The organism is Bradyrhizobium sp. SZCCHNR1015 (assembly GCF_032489875.1).
GTDB lineage: Bacteria > Pseudomonadota > Alphaproteobacteria > Rhizobiales > Xanthobacteraceae > Bradyrhizobium.
In genome coordinates, this window is sequence record NZ_JAUEYW010000026.1 from 1 (window position 1) to 19,972 (window position 19,972).

The window sequence follows — 19,972 nt, forward strand, 5'->3', positions numbered from 1 at the left end:
CAAAAACCCACAACAGTTGAGCCTCGCAATATGCGGAAGCTGAACCGGACAGCCGTGGGTCAAGCCCGGGCATGACGAGTAACTCAATAGCTCGCCCCTCGGCGGTCTCCTTATGCGCGGCGTCATCGCGAGGAGCGCAAGCGACGAAGCAATCCAGAGTCGCGTGCGCGGCCCTGGATTGCTTCCGCCGTCGCCCTTCGGGCTTTGGCGGACACGTCGCTTCGCTCGCAATGACGGTGAGAGTTGTTCTTGGACGGTGAGACTCAAGCGGACGGCGGTGAAACATGCGGTCACCATCTCGCGGCGCGATGTCGCGTCCGAGTCTTGCCCTTCGTCCTACCCTCTCCGAAGAGAGGGCACGGGGAATGCCGGGCGCTGGCCGCACCCATGGCCCGCCTGCGGAAAAAAATGCAGGCGGCAGGAACCACAGGTTCAGCCGAGACATCCCGGCATTCCCCGCGCGATGGTTTTGACGGCTGCTTCGCGTTCTCCCCGGTGCTCCGGGCTTTCTGGCCACCGTTGCCCGCGCGGCGCGTGAGCGCCAACGCAAGCGTGACACCAGCGTCGGGGTGTCAGGACCACGCGACTTGACCGTGCGCATCGATGCCGTTCGTCGGCGCGGAAAACCACGCTGCGACACCAACACGCCCACCGCATCCCGCCTCAACGTTCGTGACGACCGCGAAGCGCCCCTCTTGTGAGACGGGACGGCGCGCGTATAACATGATTTCTGATGAAGCGAAACAAAAATCTTGCAATTCGAAAACAAAGCGAGGAGCGCTACGTAAAGTCGGTAGGGCGGATTAGCGAAGCGTAATCCGCCGCGCCAGCAGCAGAGCGTGTCCTTCAACAGCAGTTGACCGTGTCAGCGGCGGATTACGCTTCGCTAATCCGCCCTACGAACTGCCGCCCAGGCCGTCATGGCTGGGCCGTCTGAAGTCAAGACCGAGGGGCTATCGCGAGAGCGACGATCGCGTCAGCCCCCCAACCACACACGGCACGCTCGCAAACCCGCGAAATCTGACCCGCCCCCCACGCACCGCCTCGCCGTCCAGCTGATAGTTCGGAAACCGCGCCAGAAACCGCGAGATCGCCACCGCGCCCTCCAGTCTGGCCAGCGCCATCCCGGCGCATTGGTGGGCGCCGGTGCCGAAGGCGAGGTGGCGGTTGGCGAGGCGGGTGATGTCGAAGCGTTCGGGGTCGTCGAACTGGGCGGGGTCGCGGTTCGCGGCGCCGATGCACAGCGTGACGGAGGTGCCAGCCTCGAGCCTGACGCCGCCGAGCTCGACGGGCTCCGTGGTCATTCGGTTGCCGAGCTGGTTGGAGCTCTCGTAGCGCAGGATTTCTTCGACCGCGGTGCGGATCAGGCCGGGCGCCTCGATCAGCCGCTGCCGCTCGGCCGGATGCTGGCACAGCAGCACGAGGCCGTTGCCGATCAGATTGGTCGTGGTCTCGTGGCCGGCATTGAGCAGGAAGATGCAGTTGTGCAGCAGCTCCGTCTCGCTCAGCCGCTCGCCGTCGGCCTCGCCCTGGATCAGCCGCGTCAGCACGTCGCGCTCGGGATTGCCGGGGGCGGCGCGCCGGCGCGCGACCAGGGTTTCGAGATAGGTCAGCATGTCGCCGACGGCCTGGTTGCCGCGTGACAACTGCTCCGGCGTCAGCACCGGCTCCAGCGCGCCGAGGATGGCGAGAGACCAGTCGCGCAGCGGCGCGCGCTCGTCATGCGGCACGCCGAGCAGGTTGCCGATCACCTCGATCGGAATCGCGGCGGCGAAATCCTCGATCAGCTCGAATCTGTCCTTGGTCGCGATCCGGTCGAGCAGCCCGTCGACCAGCGCGATCAGCGCAGGCTCCATCTCGGCGATCGCGCGCGGCGACAGCGCGCCCATGATCAGGCGGCGCACCCGTGTGTGCGCCGGAGGATCGTTGAAGACGAGGCTCGTCGTGTGATGCTCGTACAGCAGCGAGTTGCCGTATTTCGGCGCGAACTCGCGCTTCTTGTCCGACGAGAACGTCCTGGTTGCCTTGTAGGCGGTGACCAGATCGTCGTAGCGGGTGAGGAAATAGGAGCCGTTGCGCATGCGCTTGACCGGGGCGTGCCGGCGCAGCGCGCGATAGGTCGGGTAGGGATCGGCGTAGAACTCCGGCGTCAGGCTCTCGAGATCGAACTGGCTGGCGAGCGCTGCGTCGTCGGTCATGTCTGGTCCTCCCGGCCGATTCTTGTTGTTGTCGCGGTGACCGTCGCATGGCGCGCGGCGGAAGAAAATGCGCCCGCGGCGGTGGTCCCGCGCGGTATTGCACCCATCGATGGAGCGGTGCCGCAGATCCGCCGCTTTGAGAGGTATAGAATTGCCTTTGGCGCCCGTGAAATCCCACCTGTAATTTCAGGGACTTGGCCGCCGACCCTGCTGCGCCGCGGCATCTTTCTTGACATAGATCAAGTGAGTATTTACTCACGGCCGATGTCCACTTTGCGCATGACAAGCGATCTCCGGAGGCAGCTGATCCTCGGTGCAGCCAAGCGCTGCTTCGCGCGTCATGGCTATGCCGGCACCACGACCAAGAGCGTGGCCGCGGCGGCGGCGATCTCCGAAGCGCTGCTGTTCAAACATTTCCCCTCCAAGGCGGCGCTCTATGCGGAGATCCTCACCGAGGAGTGCGAGACCGATCCGGATTTCGAGGTGCTGCTCAGTCAGGAACCTTCGACCGCGACGCTGGTCATGATGATGGCCGGGATGGTCCGGCATTTCCTCGGGATCGCCGACGGCCCCAATGAGGAAGAAGAGCAGCGGCTGCGGCTGATGGCGTCGAGCCATCTCGACGATGGCGAATTCGCAAGGCTGCTGTATACGAAGATCGATGATCTGATCGGCGCGAAGTTCGTTAACTCCTTGGAAAGTGCCATTGCGTGTGGTGATGCCGTGCGTCTCGTGGCTGCGCCCCGTGACCTGTTCTGGTTCGCGCACCACACCGTATTGATGGCGGCCTTGACGCGGCTTCCATCCGTTCCGTGTGTGCCGTATGGAACTGCTGCGAGCCTGGAGCGCCAGCTCAGCGAATTCATTCTCCGCGGCATCGGCCTGACCGATGCCGCCATTGCGTGCCACCTCGATCACGAATTGTCGCAACCTCCGGCCCGGCCGGCGACGGCAGAAAGTGCATGACATGAACATTGCGACGGAACCCAAGCTCTCCGGAAAGCCGGTCGACGACAAGCCGCGCAAGCGCACCCGCCCGGTGCTGTGGTTCATCGTCGTGGGCGCGCTGCTCGCGGCGCTGGTCGGCGGCTTCGTGTGGTTCAACATGTTCCGCGACAAGATGATCGCGCAGTTCTTCGCCAACATGAAGCCACCGCCGCTCAATGTCAGCGTCGCGACGGCGAGTTCGGAGACGGTGCCGAACCTGTTGACCGCAGTCGGCGATCTCGCCGCCGTTCATCAGGTCAACGTCACCTCCGACGCCTCGGGCCGCATCACCGACATCATGTTCACGCCGGGCACGACGGTGAAGCAGGGCACGCCGCTGGTGCAGCTCTATGATGCGCCGGAGCAGGGCGACCTCGCCAACTACAAGGCCCAGGTCACCGTGGCGCAATTGTCGCTCGACCGAGCCAAGCAATTGGCCTCGCGCCAGTTCGGCCCGCAGGCGACCGTCGACCAGGCCCAGGCCGCCTACGACCAGGCCCAGGCCGGCGTCGCCAAAACCGAAGCGCTGATCGCGCAGAAGCTCGTGCGCGCGCCGTTCGACGGCGACCTCGGCGTCCGCAAGGTCGAAGTCGGCCAGTATCTGTCCGCCGGATCGCAGATCGTGTCGCTGACCGATCTGTCGCAGCTCTGGGTCAACTTCACCGTGACCGAAAAGGACAGCGGTCAGCTCAAGGTCGGACAGACCGTGCGCGTCGGCGTCGATGCCTATCCGGGCAAGACGTTCGAGGGCAAGATCACCACGATCGAGCCGCAGATCGCGACCGACACACGCAACATCCGGGTGCAGGCGACGATCGCCAATCCGGAGCGCATCCTCAGGCCCGGCATGTTCGCGACCACCACGGTCGTGCTGCCGGACAAGCCGCCGGTGCTGACGGTGCCGGAGACCGCTGTCGACTACACGCTCTATGGCGACTCGGTGTTCGTCATCAACGAGAAGAAGACCGACGACGGCAAGACCGCGCTGACGGCCGACCGCATCTATGTGCAGACCGGCGACCGCATCAACGGCCGCGCGGTGATCCTCAAGGGCCTCAAGGAAGGCGATCGCGTCGTCGCCGTCGGCCAGCTCAAGATCCAGTCCGGCGCCGCGGTCGCGATCTCCACCGATCCGCTGCCGCCGGTCCCGGCGAAGCCGCCGCGCTACTGAGCGACCTCTGAGCCAATGACGGGCCGCCTGATCGTGGCGGCCCGTCCGGACCTCATCTGACCTCTGCTGACGGGATTGCCGCGATGCGTTTCACCGATATCTTCATCAAGCGCCCGGTGCTGTCGGTCGTGGTCAGCCTGCTCATTCTGCTGCTCGGCCTGCGCGCCGCCTTCGTGCTGCCGATCCGGCAATATCCGAAGCTGTCGAACACGGTCGTCAACGTCACGACGGTCTATCCCGGCGCGTCCGCCGACCTGATGCAGGGCTTCATCACCACCCCGCTGGAGCAGGCGGTCGCCTCCGCCGAGGGCGTCGACTACATCACCTCGTCCTCGGTGCAGGGCACCAGCACGATCCAGGTGTTCATCAAGCTGAATTTCGATCCGAACCAGGCGCTCACCGAGGTGCTCGCCAAGGTCAATTCGGTCCGCTACCTGATCCCGAAGGAATCCAACGACCCGATCGTCACCAAGACGACGGGCCAGACGACCTCGGTGATGTATCTCGGCTTCTCCAGCGAGGAGCTGTCGGGATCGGCGATATCCGACTACCTGACGCGCGTGGTCCAGCCGGTGCTGTCGACGGTCGACGGCGTCGCCGCGGCGAACATCCTCGGCGGCCAGACCTTTGCGATGCGGATCTGGCTCAACCCCGAGAAGATGGCCGGCCGCAACGTGTCGCCGACCGACGTCGCGGCAGCGATCGCGGCCAACAACTTCCAGTCCGCGGCCGGACAGGCCAAGGGCTACTTCATCGTCTCCAACGTCACGACCAATACCGGCCTGACCGACGTCAACCAGTTCAAGCGGATGATCGTCAAGGCCAAGGACGGCGGCTTCGTTCGCATGGAGGATATCGCGACCGTCGAGCTCGCGGCGCAGAGCACCGACGCCAGCGTCGCCTTCAACGGCGAGCGCGCCATCTTCATCGGCGTCGATGCGACGCCACAGGGCAACCCGCTCAACATCGTCAGGGGTGTGCGCGCGCTGTTCCCGGACCTCGAGCGCAACCTGCCGCCGTCGATGAAGATGAAGGTGGCCTACGATTCCACCAAGTTCATCCAGTCGTCGATCGACGAGGTCGAGCACACGCTCGGCGAGGCCGTGCTGATCGTCATCGTGGTCATCTTCCTGTTCCTGGCCTCGCTGCGCTCGGTCATCATCCCCGTCGTGACGATCCCGCTGTCGCTGATCGGCGTCTGCACGATGATGCTGGCGCTCGGCTTCAGCATCAACCTGCTGACCCTGCTGGCGATGGTTCTGGCGATCGGCCTCGTCGTGGACGACGCCATCGTCGTGGTGGAGAACATCCACCGCCATCTGGAGGAGGGCAAGGCACCCGTGCAGGCTGCGCTGCAGGGCGCCCGCGAGATCGTCGGCCCCGTCATCTCGATGACGATCACCCTGGCTGCGGTGTATGCCCCGATCGGCTTCCTCGGCGGTCTCACCGGCTCGCTGTTCCGCGAATTCGCCTTCACGCTCGCCGGCTCGGTCATCGTCTCCGGCGTGATCGCCCTGACCCTGTCGCCGATGATGTGCTCGGTGCTGCTGCGCAGCGCCGAGGAGGGCCGCTTCGCGCGGCTCGTCAACCGGGTGTTCGGCGCGATGACGCGCTGGTACGGCCGCCAGCTCGACCGCTCACTCGACTACCGGCCGGTGACGGCGCTGTTCGCGCTGACGATCCTCGGCCTCGTCGGCTTCCTCTACGTGCACACCGCCAAGGAGCTGGCGCCGGAGGAGGATCAGGGCATCGTGTTCTCGATCACCAAGGCGCCGAAATACGCCAATATCGACTACATCAACTTCTACACCGACAAGGTCGACAAGGCGTTCCAGAAATTCCCCGAGACCGATCTGCGCTTCGTCCTGAACGGCATCCAAGGCCCGCAGGGCGGCTTCGCCGGCATGCTGCTCAAGCCGTGGGACGAGCGCACGCGCTCCTCGATCAAGCTGAAGCCGCTGGTGCAGGCGGAGCTGTCGAAGATCGAGGGCATCAACGCCTTCGCCTTCAACCTGCCGGCGCTGCCGGGCGGCCCCGGCGGCCTGCCGGTGCAGATGGTGATCAGCTCGACCAGCGGCTTCCAGGCGGTCTATGAGCAGATGGCCAAGCTGAAGGACGCCGCCCGCAAGAGCGGCATGTTCATCGTCTCCGACAGCGACCTCGATTTCAATCAGCCGGTGGTCAAGGTCTCGATCGATCGCAGCAAGGCGAGCGATCTCGGCATCAACATGCAGTCGATCGGCAACACCCTGGCCGTGCTGCTCGGCGGCAACTACATCAACCGCTTCAACCTCGAGGGCCGCTCCTATCAGGTGATTCCGCAGGTGCCGCGCGACAAGCGGATCTCGCCGGAATCGCTGTCCGGCTACTATGTCGCGACCTCGGCCGGCCAGCAGGTGCCGCTGTCGACCGTCGTCAGCATCGAGACCGCGACCGACCCGAACTCGCTGACGCATTTCAACCAGCTCAACTCGGCGACCTTCTCCGCCGTGCCGATGCCGGGCGTCACCGTGGGGCAGGCGGTCGACTTCCTGGAGAAGCAGGCCAAGAACCTGCCGTCCGGCTTCAGCCACGACTATCTCGCCGACGCCCGTCAATACGTCCAGGAGGGCAATCAGCTCGCCATCACCTTCGGCTTCGCGCTGATCATCATCTTCCTGGTGCTGGCGGCGCAGTTCGAGAGCCTCAGGGATCCGCTGGTGATCATGATCAGCGTGCCCATGGCGATCGTCGGCGCGCTGATTCCGCTGTTCTTCGGGCTGGCGACCATGAACATCTACACCCAGGTCGGCCTGCTGACGCTGGTCGGCCTGATCACCAAGCACGGCATCCTGATGGTGGAGTTCGCCAACGAGCTGCAGCTCAACGAGGGGATGGACCGCCGCACCGCCATCGAGACGTCCGCGCGCATCCGCCTGCGGCCGATCCTGATGACCACGGCGGCGATGGTCACCGGCCTGATCCCGCTCCTGACCGCGACCGGCGCCGGAGCCGCCAGCCGCTTCTCGATCGGCCTCGTCGTCGTCGCCGGCATGTCGATCGGCACGCTGTTCACGCTGTTCGTGCTGCCGGCCGTCTACACCGTCATCGCCACCAACCACCAGGCCGCCGCCAAGTCGCAGCGCGCCCGGCAGATCGCGCAGTTCGACGCCGAGACCGATCATGCGCTGAAGGCGACGTGACGAGGGCGCCTGGTCTCACGACATCGACGGCGGCTGCCCTGGCAGCCGCCGTTTTGTTTTGACCGGTCTCTCGACACCCCTCGCTGTCGTCCCGGCGAACGCCGGGACCCATAACCCCAGGCAGTGGTTTGAGGCAGGCGCGGAGTGACCTTCTCGCGCAACAAACGACCGACGGTGGCTATGGGTCCCGGCGTTCGCCGGGACGACACTGGAGGGTGTTGCGCTAGCGAGGGCCTACTCCTCCTGCTGCGGATCGAGCGCGTCGCGCAGGCCGTCGCCGAGGAGGTTGAGGGACAGCACCACCAGGAAGATCGCGAGCCCCGGCCAGATCGCCATCCAGGGGGCATTGGTGAGGAAGCGCTGGGCGGCGTTGAGCATGCTGCCCCAGGACGGCGCCGGCGGCTGCTGGCCCAGGCCTAGGAATGACAGCGCGGCCTCGGCGATGATGGCGGCGGCGACCGACAGCGTCGCCTGCACCAGCAGCGCCGGCATGATGTTGGGCAGGATGTGCCTGACCGCGATCTGCAGGTCGGTATCGCCGACGCTGCGGGCGGCCTCGACATATTCCTCGACCTTGACGCTCAGCACCTCGCCGCGGGTCAGCCGGACGAAGATCGGCGTCGCCGAGATGCCGATCGCGATCATCGCATTGCCGAGGCTCGGGCCCAGAAACGCCGCCAGCGCGATCGCCAGGATCAGGAACGGGCAGGCCAGCATCGCGTCGGTGATGCGGCTGATCAGGGCATCGATGAAGCCGCCGCGATAGCCTGCGGTCATGCCGATGGGGACGCCGATCGCCAGCGCGATGGCGACCGAGATCGCGCCGGCCAGCAGCGAGGCGCGCGCTCCATAGATCACGCGGGCCAGCACGTCGCGGCCGAGATCGTCGGTGCCGAACCAATGCGCCGCGGACGGCGCCTTGCGCACGAGCGCCCAGCTCGTCTTGACGGGATCGTAGGGCGCCACCAGCGGCGCTGATACGGCGAGCAGGATGAAGGCCGTGATCAGGCCGAGCCCGACCATTGCGCCTTTGCGCTTTACCAGCCGGCGCCAGGTGCGCTGCATCGGCCGCTCGAGCGGGGCGAGGGCGCGCGCGCCTGATGGAGCTGACAGCGTCGTCTCGGCCATGTCAGCTCCTCAAGCGCGGATTGACGAGGACATAAGCGAGATCGGCGATCAGGTTCAGCATGATGTAGACGGTGGCGGTGACCAGCACGACGCCCTGCACGACGGCGTAGTCGCGGTTGAACACGGCGTCGACGATCAGCTTGCCGAAGCCGGGGATCGAGAAGATCTGCTCGGTCAGCACGGCGCCGGACAACAGCGTGCCGAGCTCGAGCGCGCCCAGCGTGATCACCGGCGTCAGGGCATTGCGCAGCGCGTGGCGCAGGATGACCTGGCGCTCGGAGATGCCCTTGGCGCGCGCGGTGCGGATGTAGTCGCTGCCCAGGACCTGCAGCATCGCGCTGCGGGTGTGGCGCATCAGGATCGCGGCGATGGCGTTGCCGAGCACGAAGGCCGGCATGATGGTGGCTGCGAGGCTGGCGCGCCAGTCCTCGGCGGGCGAGACGTAACCGGAGGCGGGGAGCCAGCCGAGCTGGATCGAGAACAGGAAGATCAGCATGATGCCGAGCCAGAAGTTCGGCGTCGAAATGCCCCACAGCGCGAAAAGGTTGGCGGCATAGTCCCAGGCCGTCCCGCGCTTTACGGCGGAAACGATGCCGGCGGGAATGCCGATCAGGAACGCGATCACGATCGCCATCGAGGCGAGCTGCAGGGTCACGGGCAGCTTCTGCAGGATGAGATCGCGCACCGGCATCTTGATGCGCAGCGACTCGCCGAAATCACCCGAGAGCACGCCCTTGATCCAGTAGCCGTATTGAACGGGCAGGGGCTGGTCGAGGCGATACTGCTTGCGGATCTGCTCGATGACAGCGGGATCGCGCTCCTCGCCGGCCATCACGAGCGCGGGATCGCCGGGCAGCAGCTGCTGCAGCGAGAAGATCAGGATCGAGACGAAGATCAAGGTCGGGATAATCTGGGCGATGCGGCGGGCGAGGAAGGTCAGCATGATCAGTGCCTCTCCCGACGCTGATGCTTGCAATCAGACTCCGGTCGTGCCGCTTGCGTTCCCTCCCCCCTTGTGGGGGAGGGACAGGGAGGGGGGTGCCCCAAGCGAGATCGGAGTGCGTGGCACCCCCCTCCCCAACCCTCCCCCACAAGGGGGGAGGGAGCGGAGTGAGTGCGGGGCGCCGGCTGCGCGTCCCAACGACCAGGTGCCACCTGACCGCTCACTTCAGCTTCAGCCCGACCACCCTCACCAGGCCGTCCGGCATCTGCTTGTAGCCCTCGAGCTTCTTGGTGTGCGCGATCAGGATGCGGCGGTGATAGAGGTAGAGGATCGGCTCGTCCTCGATTTCGAGCTTGGTCAGCTTCTCGTAGAGCGCCTTGCGCTGGGCCATGTCTGTGACGAGGCGGGCGTCGTCGAGCGCCTTGTCAGCCTCGGCATTGGCCCAGACGCTGTAGTTCTGCGGCGCGTTGCTGTGCAGGAACACGTAGCTGTTGCCGTCGGGATCGATCCGGCCGCTCCATGACAGCATGAACGCCTGATAGTCGCCGGCCTCGGCCTGCTTCAGCGAGGTCGCGAACTCCGTCACACGGATCTTCATGTCGAAGCCGGCCTCGGCGGCCATCGACTGTACCACCTGGGCGGCCGCCTCGGTCTCGGCGCCCTTCGGCACCATGAAGTCGACCGCGACAGGCGTCGTCACGCCGGCCTCTTTCAGCAGCGCCTTTGCCTTCTCGACATCGCGGGCACGCACCGGGAAGGCCTTCTGATAATACGGATGCGAGGGATTGACCCATTGGTTGCCCGGCATGAATTCGCCGTTGAAGACCACCTGGTTGAGCGCCTCGCGGTCGATCGCGAGATCGAGCGCCTGGCGCACCTTCGCTGACTGGCTGAGTGGGCCCTTGGCCTTGTCCTTGCCGATGTTCAGCGTGATGCCCTGGTAGCCGAGCTCGATGGCGGTCGACAGCGCGAGCCTGGAATCGGCGCGAACGTCCTTGATGTCGGTCGCGAGCACGCGCTCGATCAGGTCGAGTCCGCCCGACTTCAAATTCGCCAGCCGCACCGTGGCGTCGACGATCGGCTGGTAGACGATCCTGTCGATGAAGACGTTGTCCTTGTTCCAGTAGTCGGCGAACTTCTCGAACACGATCTTGTCCTGCTGGACACGTTCGACGAACTTGTACGGACCGGCGCACACCGGATGCAGGCCGAACTTGTCGCCGGCCTCCTTGGCCGCCTTCGGCGACACCATCATGCCGGCGCGATCGGTGAGCTGGGCGATCAGCGGCGAGAACGGCGCTTTCAACACCAGCTTGATCGTCAGGGGATCGACGACGTCGACATGATCGAGCGAGGCCAGCTCAGGCTTGCGGAACGAGCCGGGAAAGGTCAGGTGGCGGTCGAGCGAGAATTTGGCGGCCTCGGCGTCGAACGGCTCGCCGTCGTGAAACTTCACGCCGGGCCGCAGCTTGATGGTGACCTCCTTGCCGTCGGCGGATGTCTGCTGCGACAGCGCGAGCTGCGGCACGATGTTGAGCTTCTCGTCGATATCGAACAGCTTGTCGCAGGTCGCGGCGAACACGATGCGGCCGACATAGGTGCGGGCCATCGTCGGATCGAGAACGTCGGGATCCTCGGCAAGCCCGATGCGCAAGGTGGTCTGCGCCTGCGCGGCCGGCCCCCAGGAGGCCACGACAACGGCCGCGACGGCGGCCAAGCACCAGTTCCTCATCATCCGATTTCCCCTACGAAAATGCAGCCTGCGTTGTTGCACTATCCATACCAACCCCGGTCACGCGCCGTCCTTCCGGCCCGGTCATGTCTGGTTCGCGAGCGCCGCGGCGATGTCGGCATCGATCGTGGCGCGATCCGTAATCCCCGCCGGATTGTCGCGCGTCGGCATGAACTGCCGGAACACCGCCCAATGCCTGCGGCTGACGCCTTCCAGGCGTGCGAGCTCGGTGAGCGGATCGGCGTGATCGTCGACACGCAGATCGAGCTCGGACCATTCCTCCTTGCCGTGGATGAGGAGGGCGGCGGACTGCTTCCCGCGCTTGTCACCGCCGGCGGCCTCGCCGGCCTTCATGGCCGCGATCAGACGCTGCGCGAAGGGCAGGGCGCCATGAGTGAGAAACGCGTTCGCGGTTTCGTTGAGCACCTGCGGGCCGGCCAGCATGTTGCCGGCAATCGAAAAGCCCCGGCCTTCGAGATGGCCGCACCAGTCGATGCAGTCGCGGCCGGTGTGGGCGGCGATCTGGCCGTTGTGATCGAGGATGTGGAGCTGGCGGCTCTCGCGGCCGGGATCGGCCGACGTCAGCAGTTGCACGATCTCGCGCGGGTGCCGGCCGTCGCGCAGCAGTGCGACGCCGTCGATGCCGTAATAGGGATTGACCAGCGCCTGTGTGGCGATGCCGCCGTGGCCGGCGACGATGAAGGGCACGCGCGCGCCGACGGCGAAGAAGCGGGTGGCGACGGCGATGCCGATCCAGCCGGTGAGATCGTCCTTGGCAATGATCGACCAGGTCATCGTCGCGCTGCTCTCTTATCGTCCGGCGGCGTAACCCTGCATACCCCGCGGATTGGCGGCGGCGCGGCGGCGGCGGCCGACACGTGATGCGGCCGTGAGCCGGCCCTCCGACCAGTCGGGGCCGACCTCGACGACATGGCCGCGGCGGCGCAGCTCCTCGACGGTCGCCTTGGGCACGCGGTTCTCGACCACGAGCACGCCGGGGCGTGCGGTGCGCGGCCAGAACGAGATCGGGAAGTGCTCGGAGTGCCACGCCGGGGCGTCGATCGCTTCCTGCAGGTTCATGCCGACATGGACGTGGCGCAGGAAGAACTGCGTGTTCCACTGGTCCTGCTGGTCGCCGCCGGGAGAGCCCCAGGCCACATAAGGCTCGCCGTCGCGCAGCGCCATGGTCGGCGACAGCGTCGTGCGCGGCCGCTTGCCCGGCACCAGCGCCGCGGGATGATCCTCCTCCAGCCAGAACATCTGCGCGCGCGTGCCCAGGCAGAAGCCGAGCTCGGGGATGACCGGCGAGGATTGCAGCCAGCCGCCGGACGGCGTGGCCGAGATCATGTTGCCTTGGGAATCGATGATGTCGAAATGCACGGTGTCGCCGCGCACCTCGCCGAAGCGGCCGACGGTCGGCTCGCCCGAGCCCATCGCGCCGACGGCCTCGCGGTGGCCTGTCGCCTCGCGCAGCTTGACCTTGGCGCCGTAGCCGTCGAGCGTGCCGGGACGCAGCTCGAGCGAGGCCTTGTCGGTGATCAGCTTGCGCCGCTCGTCGTTGTAGGCATCGGACAGCAGCGTCTGGATCGGGATGTCGGCGAAGGCGGGATCGCCATAGAACGCCTCGCGATCGGCGAACGCCAGCTTGGCGGCTTCGATCTGCCAATGGATGAAGTCCGGCCCGGTCGGATCGAGACCGTCGAGCGCAAAGCCCTTGAGCAGCGCGAGCTGCTGCAGCAGCACCGGGCCCTGGCTCCAGACGCCGGCCTTGCACACGGTGTAGCGGCCGTACTGATAGGTCAGCGGCGCCTCGATGGTCGGCTGCCAGCGCGCCATGTCGTCGGCGGTCAGCACGCCCTTGTGGCGCGAGCCCGAGACGTCCATGACCTCCTGCGACCGGCAGAAGCGGTCGATTGCCTCGGCAACAAAACCCTGCGACCAGGCCTGGCGCGCGCGCTCGATCTGCGCGTCGCGATCAGCACCCGCGCTTTCGCCTTCACTCAGGATGCGCGCGTAGGTTTCCGCGAGCCGTGGATTGGTGAACAACGTGCCCGGCCTCGGCACCTCGCCACTGGGCAGATAGAGCGCGGCCGAGGTCGGCCAATGCGTCTTGAAAAGCTGCTCGACGGTCTGGATCGTCGCCGAGACGCGCTCGACAAGCGGATAGCCGTCGCGCGCATAGGCGATCGCAGGCTCCAGCACGTCGCGCAGCCGCATCGTGCCGTAGTCGCGCAGCAGCAGCATCCAGGACTCGAACGTGCCGGGCACGCAGGCCGCGAGCAGGCCCGTGCCGGGCACCATGTCCAGGCCTTCGTTCCTGTAGTGCGCGATGGTGGCGCCTGATGGCGCCGGGCCCTGGCCGCAGATGACCTCGGTGCGACCGCGCTTGACGTCGTGCAGGATGATCGGCACGTCGCCGCCGGGACCGTTCAGATGCGGCTCCACCACCTGCAGGGTGAAGGCCGCCGCGACGCCGGCGTCGAAGGCGTTGCCGCCGCGCTCCAGCATCGCCATGCCCACCGCGGTGGCGAGCCAGTGCGTGGAGGTCACGACGCCGAAGGTGCCGTCGATCTCGGGGCGGGTCGTGAAGGGATCGGGGTTGATGAAGCTCATCGCCGGCTTTGCCTATCCTAAGTACTCGCCGTCATTGCGAGCCACCCGGTCCGCGCGAAGCGCGGCCGGATGACAGGCTCCGCGAAGCAATCCAGGGTTCCGATGTGACTCTGGATCGCTTCGTCGCTTCGCTCCTCGCAATGACGACTTCATTCAGATTCCGCTTCACGCAACCGATGCCGTCACAACGGTCCTGTCAGCCGGCTGGTTCACCGCATGGCAGGCCACGCCGCCGATGAGTTCAGGCGACTGCTGCCGACAGAGATCGAATGCAAGGGGACAACGCGGGTTGAAGGTGCAGCCCGAAGGCGGATTGATCGGGTTCGGGATCTCGCCCTTGACCGGGATGCGCTGGCGGCCGGACATCGACAGGTCCGGGACGGCGCCGAGCAGCATCTTGGTGTAGGGCATGCGCGGATCGTTGAAGAGCGAGCGGCCCTCCGCGATCTCGACGATGCGGCCGAGATACATCACGCCGATGCGGCTCGCCATGTGACGCACGACCGCGAGATTGTGGCTGATGAACAGATAGGTCAGGCCGAACTTGTCCTGCAGATCGCGCATCAGATTGAGGATCTGCGCCTGCACGGAGACGTCGAGCGCCGAGGTCGGCTCGTCGCAGACGATGAACTCGGCCTCGGAGGCGAGTGCGCGTGCGATCGCGATGCGCTGGCGCTGCCCGCCGGAGAATTCGTGAGGAAACTTCTGGCCGTCGTCCGGATGCAGGCCGACCAGGGTCAAGAGCTCGCCGACGCGCTCCTTGATCTGGCGCTCGCCTTCGATGACGTTGAAGGCCCGGATCGGCTCGGCGATGATGGAATCGACGCGGAAGCGCGGATTGAGGCTCGCATAGGGGTCCTGGAAAACCATCTGAATGCGCCGGCGCAGCTTGCGCCGCGCCGCGCCCTGGCGCGGATCGGTCATCGAGATGCCGTCGATGATCACATCGCCCGAGGTCGGCCCGAGCAGCCCCACCACCATGCGTGCAACCGTGGTCTTGCCTGAGCCGGACTCGCCGACGAGGGCAAACGTCTCGCCCTTCCTGATGCCGAAGCTGACGCCGTCGACCGCCTTCAGGAACTCCTGCGGCTGACGCTCGATCACGCGGTTGAGCCAGGGCTTCGAGACGTCGAACACCCGGCGCAGATCCTTGACCTCGACGAAATCGCTCATGCCGCGGTCTCCGTCGCGCGATCATAGAGGTGACAGGCGACCGCCTGCGTGCCCTGGCGCAGCGGCTCCGGCCGGTCGACGCGGCAGCGGTCGAAGGCTGCGCTGCAGCGCGGATTGAACGAGCAGCCTGGCGGGATGGCCGACAGCCGCGGCATCGAGCCTGGGATCTGCACCAGCCGCTTCTCCTCGCCGGCGAGCGTCGGGATGGCGCCCATCAGGCCCTTGGCATAGGGGTGCAGCGGGTTCTGGATCACCTCCTGCACCGGGCCGATCTCGGCGACGCGGCCGGCATACATCACCGCGACGCGGTCGCAGGTCTCGGCGATGACGCCCATGTCGTGGGTCACGAGCATCACCGCGGTGCCGTGGTCGCGGCCGAGCCGCTTGATCAGCGAGATGATCTGCGCCTGCACGGAGACGTCGAGCGCGGTGGTCGGCTCGTCGGCGATGATCAGTTCCGGCTCGGCGCACAAAGCGAGCGCGATCACGACGCGCTGGCGCATGCCGCCGGAGAATTCGTGCGGGTAGCCGTCGATGCGCTTCTCGGGCGCTGATATGCCGACCTCGGCGAGCAGGTCGATGGCGCGCTTGCGCGCCTGCTGCTCGGTGAGGTTGGTATGGGTCCTTATGGTCTCGATGATCTGGTCGCCGACGCGATACAGCGGATTGAGCGAGGTCAGCGGATCCTGGAAGATCATGCCGATGCGCTTGCCGCGCACCTTGCGCATCTCCTCCGGTGGCAGGTTGTCGATGCGCAGGCCGGAGAGCTGAATCTCGCCACCGGAGATGCGGCCCGGAGGATCGATCAGGCCGATCACGGCAAGGCCGGTGACGGATTTGCCGGCGCCGGATTCGCCGACGACGCCGAGCACCTCGCCCTTGGCGATGTCGTAGGAGACGCCATCGATCGCGCGCAGGATGCCGCGTCTCGTGGCGAACTCGACCTGCAGATTGCGCACGGACAGAACGGGGGCGGTCATGAGCTCGAGCCTCGGAAGGACGCAATCACGCGGGTCATCGCAGTTTCGGGTTGAGGGCGTCGCGCAGCCAGTCGCCGAGCAGGTTGATCGCGAGGATCAGCCCGGCGAGCGCGATGCCTGGGAAAGCGACGATCCACCATTCGCCGGCGAACAGATAGTTGTTGCCGATCCGGATCAGGGTCCCGAGCGACGGCATCGTCTCCGGCATGCCGGAGCCGAGGAACGACAGGGTCGCCTCGGTGATGATCGCCAGCGCCAGGTTGATGGTGGCGATCACCAGCACGGGACCGGTGGTGTTGGGCAGCACGTGGCGCAGCATGATGACGGGCGCGGGCAGGCCGATCAGTTGTGCGGCGGCGACGTAGTCCTTGTTCTTCTCGACCAGCACCGAGCTGCGCACCGTGCGCGCATACTGCACCCAGAAGGAGAGGCCGATCGCCAGGACCAGCACGACCAGCATGCTGAGCCAGTCCAGCCGGTTGCCGGATACGGACTTGGCGATGCCGTTGACCAAGAGCGCAATCAGGATCGGCGGAAAGGTGAGCTGGACATCGGCGATGCGCATGATCACGGTGTCGACCCGGCCGCCGAAATAGCCCGCGATCAGGCCGAGGCCGATGCCGAGCGCACCGGAAAAGGCGACGCCGAGAATGCCGACCAGGAGCGAGATGCGCAGGCCGTAGAGGATGGCCGAGAGCACGTCACGGCCCTGCTCGTCGGTGCCGAGCAGGAACGGGCTCTGCCCGTCGGCGGTCCACAGCGGCGAGATGCGCGAATTCAGGAGCTGCAACTGGGCCGGGTCGAACGGGTTCTGCGGCGACAGCAGCGGCGCGAAGATCGCCAGCAGGAAGAACAGCAGCGTGATCACGGCCGCGGCGACCGTCAGCTTGGAGCGGCGGAACGAGTAGAACAGGTCGCTCGCAAACGCACGCTTCAGCCAGCCGTCGGCGGCGCGCGGCGTCTCGACCGGCGTGGGGTGGGGGAGGGCGGCATCGCTCATGATCAGGCCGGACGGCTGATGGTCGCGCGCAGGCGCGGATCGACCACGGTGTAGAGGATATCAACCACGAGATTGATGGTGACGAAGATCAGCGACACCATCATCAGGTAGGCCGCCATGATCGGGATGTCGACATTCTGCACCGCCTGCACGAACAACAGGCCCATGCCCGGCCATTGGAACACCTGCTCGGTGATGATCGAGAACGCGATCACCGAACCGAACTGCAGGCCGACCACGGTGATGACCGGCACCAGCGTATTGCGCAGCGCGTGGCCGAAATGGATCGCGCGCGTGGTCAGCCCGCGGGCGCGGGCGAAGCGGATATAGTCGGTGCGCAGCACCTCGAGCATCTCGGCGCGGACCAGCCGCATGATCAGGGTCATCTGGAACAGGCCGAGCGTGATCGAGGGCATGATCAGCGCCTTCCAGCCGGAGACGGTGAACAGGCCCGATGTCCACCAGCCGAACCTGACGGTGTCGCCGCGGCCGAACGACGGCAGCCAGCCCAGCGTGACCGAGAACAGGTAGATCAGGAGGATGCCGATCAGGAAGGTCGGCAGGGAGATGCCGATCAGCGACAGCATCTGGAACAGCTTGGCGAGCAGGGAGTCGCGGTGCAGCGCCGAGAACACGCCCATCAGGATGCCGAAGACCAGCGCCAGGATCGTCGCGCAGACCGCCAGTTCCAGTGTGGCGGGCATGCGCTCCTTGAGGAGATCGGAGACCGGCTGCCGGAACTGATAGGAGACCCCGAACTTGAACTGCGCCGCGTCGAACAGATAGCGTCCGAACTGCACGATGAAGGGATCGTCGAGCCCGAGCGACTGGCGGATGCTGGCCCGTTCCGCGGCCGACGCATCGATCGGCACGATCTGGCTCACCGGATCTCCGGCGAATCGGAACATGGCGAACGCGATGATTCCGACGGCGATCATGACGCCGATGGCCTGAATTGCTCGGCGAAGCGCGAAGGCGAGCATCTGATCCTTTCAGGTCCCTCAAGATGCGGCGGCGCGTAGCACCTGCCGCGGGAAATGAAAAGTCCCGAAAAGCAGTTCTGCTTTCCGGGACTCGTCGTCGCGTGAGGACTACTCGGTCTTGGTGGCGAGGAACAGCAGCACGGCGTTGTCGGCGCGCAGCGGAATCTTCACCTTCTTCGAGACGCCCCAGGCCACCGCCTGCTGATGCAGCGGGATGTAGCCGTAATCCTTGATGCCGATCTCGAACGCCTGCTTGATCAGTTGATTGCGCTTGGCGGTATCGGTCTCGACCAGGACCTTGTCGGTCAGGGCGTCGAACTCCTTGTTGCAGTAATTGCCGAGATTGGCCTCGCCCCGGGTCGGGTCCTTGGCATCGTCACGGCAGCCCATGATGTCGTGCATCACGTTGTGCGCGTCCATCGAGGAGGGCGTCCAGCCGAGCAGGAAGAACGAGGTGTTGTAGCCGCCGGGCTTCAGCACCTTGGCGAAGTACTGCGCCTTGGGCTGCGCGTTCAGGTTCACCTTGACGCCGATGCGGGCGAGCATGCCGACCACGGCCTGGCAGATCGCGGCGTCGTTGACGTAGCGGTCGTTCGGGCAGTCCATGCCGACCTCGAAGCCGTCGGGATAGCCGGCTTCCGTCAGGAGCTTCTTGGCCGCGTCGGGATCGTATTTCGGCCGGGTGAACTCCTTCGACAGCGGGAACAGCTCCGGCGCGATCATCAGCGCCGACGGCGTCGACAGGCCGCGCATGACGCGGGTCTTGATCAGCTCGACGTCGATCGCCTTGTAGAAGGCCTCGCGGACGCGGATGTCCTTGAACGGGTTCTTGCCCTTGACGTTGGAGTACAACAGCTCGTCGCGCGTCTCGTCCATGCCGAGGAAGATCGTGCGCAGCTCCGGTCCCTTCAGGACGTGAGCGTTCGGGCTCGAGTCGACGCGGCCGATATCCTGCACCGGGACCGGCTCGATGATGTCGACCTCGCCGGACAGCAGCGCCGCGACGCGCGTGGCGTCGGAAGCGATGGTGGTGAACACGATCTCCTTCAGATTGTGCTCGGGCTTGCCCCACCAGTTCGGATTGACCTTGAACACGGTCTTCACACCGGGCTGATGGCTCTCGATGATGAAGGGGCCGGTGCCGTTCTCATGCAGCGCGGCGTAGCTCGGCGTGGTTGCCGACACCGGCGTCGGCGCGACCGAGTTGTTGTCCTCGCACCACTTCTTGCTCATGATGTACCACGTATCCCATTGCGAGATCAGGATGGGATTGGGGGCATCGAGCTTCACGTCGACGGTGTAGTCGTCGACCTTGATGAATTTTGCGTCCGGCGGAACGTTGGAGAGGAAGTTGGAGCCGGTGGCGCGGACACGATCGGCGGAGAAGATCACGTCGTCGGCGGTGAAGGGTTCGCCATTGTGGAACTTGACGCCCTTGCGCAGATGGAAGCGCCAGCGGGTCGGCTCGGGCGTTTCCCAGCTCTCGGCCAGCGCGGGGATGATCTTCAGATCCTTGTCGCGCGCGGTCAGCCCCTCATAGACGTGAGCATGGTGCGCAATCGTGGTCGATTCCTTGAAGGTGTAGGGATCGAGCGATTTCAGGGTGCCCTGGTTGGCATAGCGCAGGGTCTGGGCCGAGGCCGGCATGACGGCGAGGCCGAATGCGACCGCTGCCGCGATGAGCAGGGATTTGCGTCCCGACATATGTCCAAATTCTCCGCGTTTGACGCTTGGTTTTTCGGCAGGCGCGATTATGTCCGGCCTGCTTTGCTTCGAAGTTCGTGTTGTCTGCAGCGCCTCTTGCACGAACTTCAAGAAGCAACAAGACGCCGGGCGATATGCTTGCAAGTCTGATGCCGCGCCGGAATGAACTGATCCCGTT

General features: G+C 65.8%; 14 protein-coding genes. 3 read left to right on the forward strand and 11 right to left on the reverse strand.

What is annotated here, in order from left to right; all coding sequences use genetic code 11:
- Window positions 1-953: 953 nt before the first annotated feature.
- Window positions 954-2,198, reverse strand: a complete 1,245-nt coding sequence (locus QX128_RS31500) for a cytochrome P450 (protein ID WP_316239494.1) — start codon at window positions 2,196-2,198, stop codon at window positions 954-956.
- Between the two features lie 279 nt (window positions 2,199-2,477).
- On the opposite strand from QX128_RS31500, the gene QX128_RS31505 reads away from it, so the two are divergent.
- The 3 genes from QX128_RS31505 to QX128_RS31515 all read left to right on the forward strand — a co-directional run bounded on the left by QX128_RS31505 (window position 2,478) and on the right by QX128_RS31515 (window position 7,538).
- A complete protein-coding gene (locus tag QX128_RS31505; RefSeq protein ID WP_316218885.1) occupies window positions 2,478-3,164 on the forward strand; it encodes a helix-turn-helix domain-containing protein in 687 nt (228 codons plus the stop codon).
- Between the two features lies 1 nt (window position 3,165).
- Entirely contained in the window at window positions 3,166-4,356 is a 1,191-nt protein-coding gene (locus QX128_RS31510; protein ID WP_315801367.1) for an efflux RND transporter periplasmic adaptor subunit, read from the forward strand.
- 83 nt (window positions 4,357-4,439) lie between these two features.
- A complete protein-coding gene (locus tag QX128_RS31515) occupies window positions 4,440-7,538 on the forward strand; it encodes a MexW/MexI family multidrug efflux RND transporter permease subunit (RefSeq protein ID WP_316239495.1) in 3,099 nt (1,032 codons plus the stop codon).
- A 234-nt stretch (window positions 7,539-7,772) separates the two neighbouring features.
- On the opposite strand, the gene QX128_RS31520 is transcribed toward QX128_RS31515, so the two are convergent.
- The 10 genes from QX128_RS31520 to QX128_RS31565 form a co-directional block, all read right to left on the reverse strand.
- Window positions 7,773-8,603, reverse strand: a complete 831-nt coding sequence (locus QX128_RS31520) for an ABC transporter permease (protein WP_316239533.1) — start codon at window positions 8,601-8,603, stop codon at window positions 7,773-7,775.
- Between the two features lie 64 nt (window positions 8,604-8,667).
- Entirely contained in the window at window positions 8,668-9,609 is a 942-nt protein-coding gene (locus tag QX128_RS31525; protein ID WP_315715755.1) for an ABC transporter permease, read from the reverse strand.
- Window positions 9,610-9,829: 220 nt separating this feature from the next.
- Window positions 9,830-11,341, reverse strand: coding sequence for an ABC transporter substrate-binding protein (locus QX128_RS31530; RefSeq protein WP_316239496.1), 1,512 nt, complete (start codon window positions 11,339-11,341; stop codon window positions 9,830-9,832).
- Between the two features lie 84 nt (window positions 11,342-11,425).
- Entirely contained in the window at window positions 11,426-12,136 is a 711-nt protein-coding gene (locus tag QX128_RS31535; protein ID WP_316239497.1) for a DUF1028 domain-containing protein, read from the reverse strand.
- A 15-nt stretch (window positions 12,137-12,151) separates the two neighbouring features.
- A complete protein-coding gene (locus QX128_RS31540; RefSeq protein WP_316239498.1) occupies window positions 12,152-13,954 on the reverse strand; it encodes a gamma-glutamyltransferase family protein in 1,803 nt (600 codons plus the stop codon).
- A gap of 165 nt (window positions 13,955-14,119) precedes the next feature.
- Window positions 14,120-15,127 (reverse strand): oligopeptide/dipeptide ABC transporter ATP-binding protein, encoded by a 1,008-nt coding sequence (locus tag QX128_RS31545; protein ID WP_316239499.1) that lies wholly within the window; start codon window positions 15,125-15,127, stop codon window positions 14,120-14,122.
- Window positions 15,124-16,107 (reverse strand): ABC transporter ATP-binding protein, encoded by a 984-nt coding sequence (locus QX128_RS31550; protein ID WP_316239500.1) that lies wholly within the window; start codon window positions 16,105-16,107, stop codon window positions 15,124-15,126. Before QX128_RS31550 ends, QX128_RS31545 begins: the two co-directional genes overlap by 4 nt.
- A gap of 34 nt (window positions 16,108-16,141) precedes the next feature.
- The gene (locus QX128_RS31555; protein ID WP_316183420.1) at window positions 16,142-17,107 is read right to left on the reverse strand and encodes an ABC transporter permease; all 966 of its coding nucleotides are present in this window, start codon (window positions 17,105-17,107) and stop codon (window positions 16,142-16,144) included.
- A 2-nt stretch (window positions 17,108-17,109) separates the two neighbouring features.
- Window positions 17,110-18,090, reverse strand: a complete 981-nt coding sequence (locus QX128_RS31560) for an ABC transporter permease (RefSeq protein WP_316239501.1) — start codon at window positions 18,088-18,090, stop codon at window positions 17,110-17,112.
- Window positions 18,091-18,198: 108 nt separating this feature from the next.
- Window positions 18,199-19,794, reverse strand: a complete 1,596-nt coding sequence (locus tag QX128_RS31565; RefSeq protein ID WP_315801360.1) for an ABC transporter substrate-binding protein — start codon at window positions 19,792-19,794, stop codon at window positions 18,199-18,201.
- Window positions 19,795-19,972: the final 178 nt, after the last annotated feature.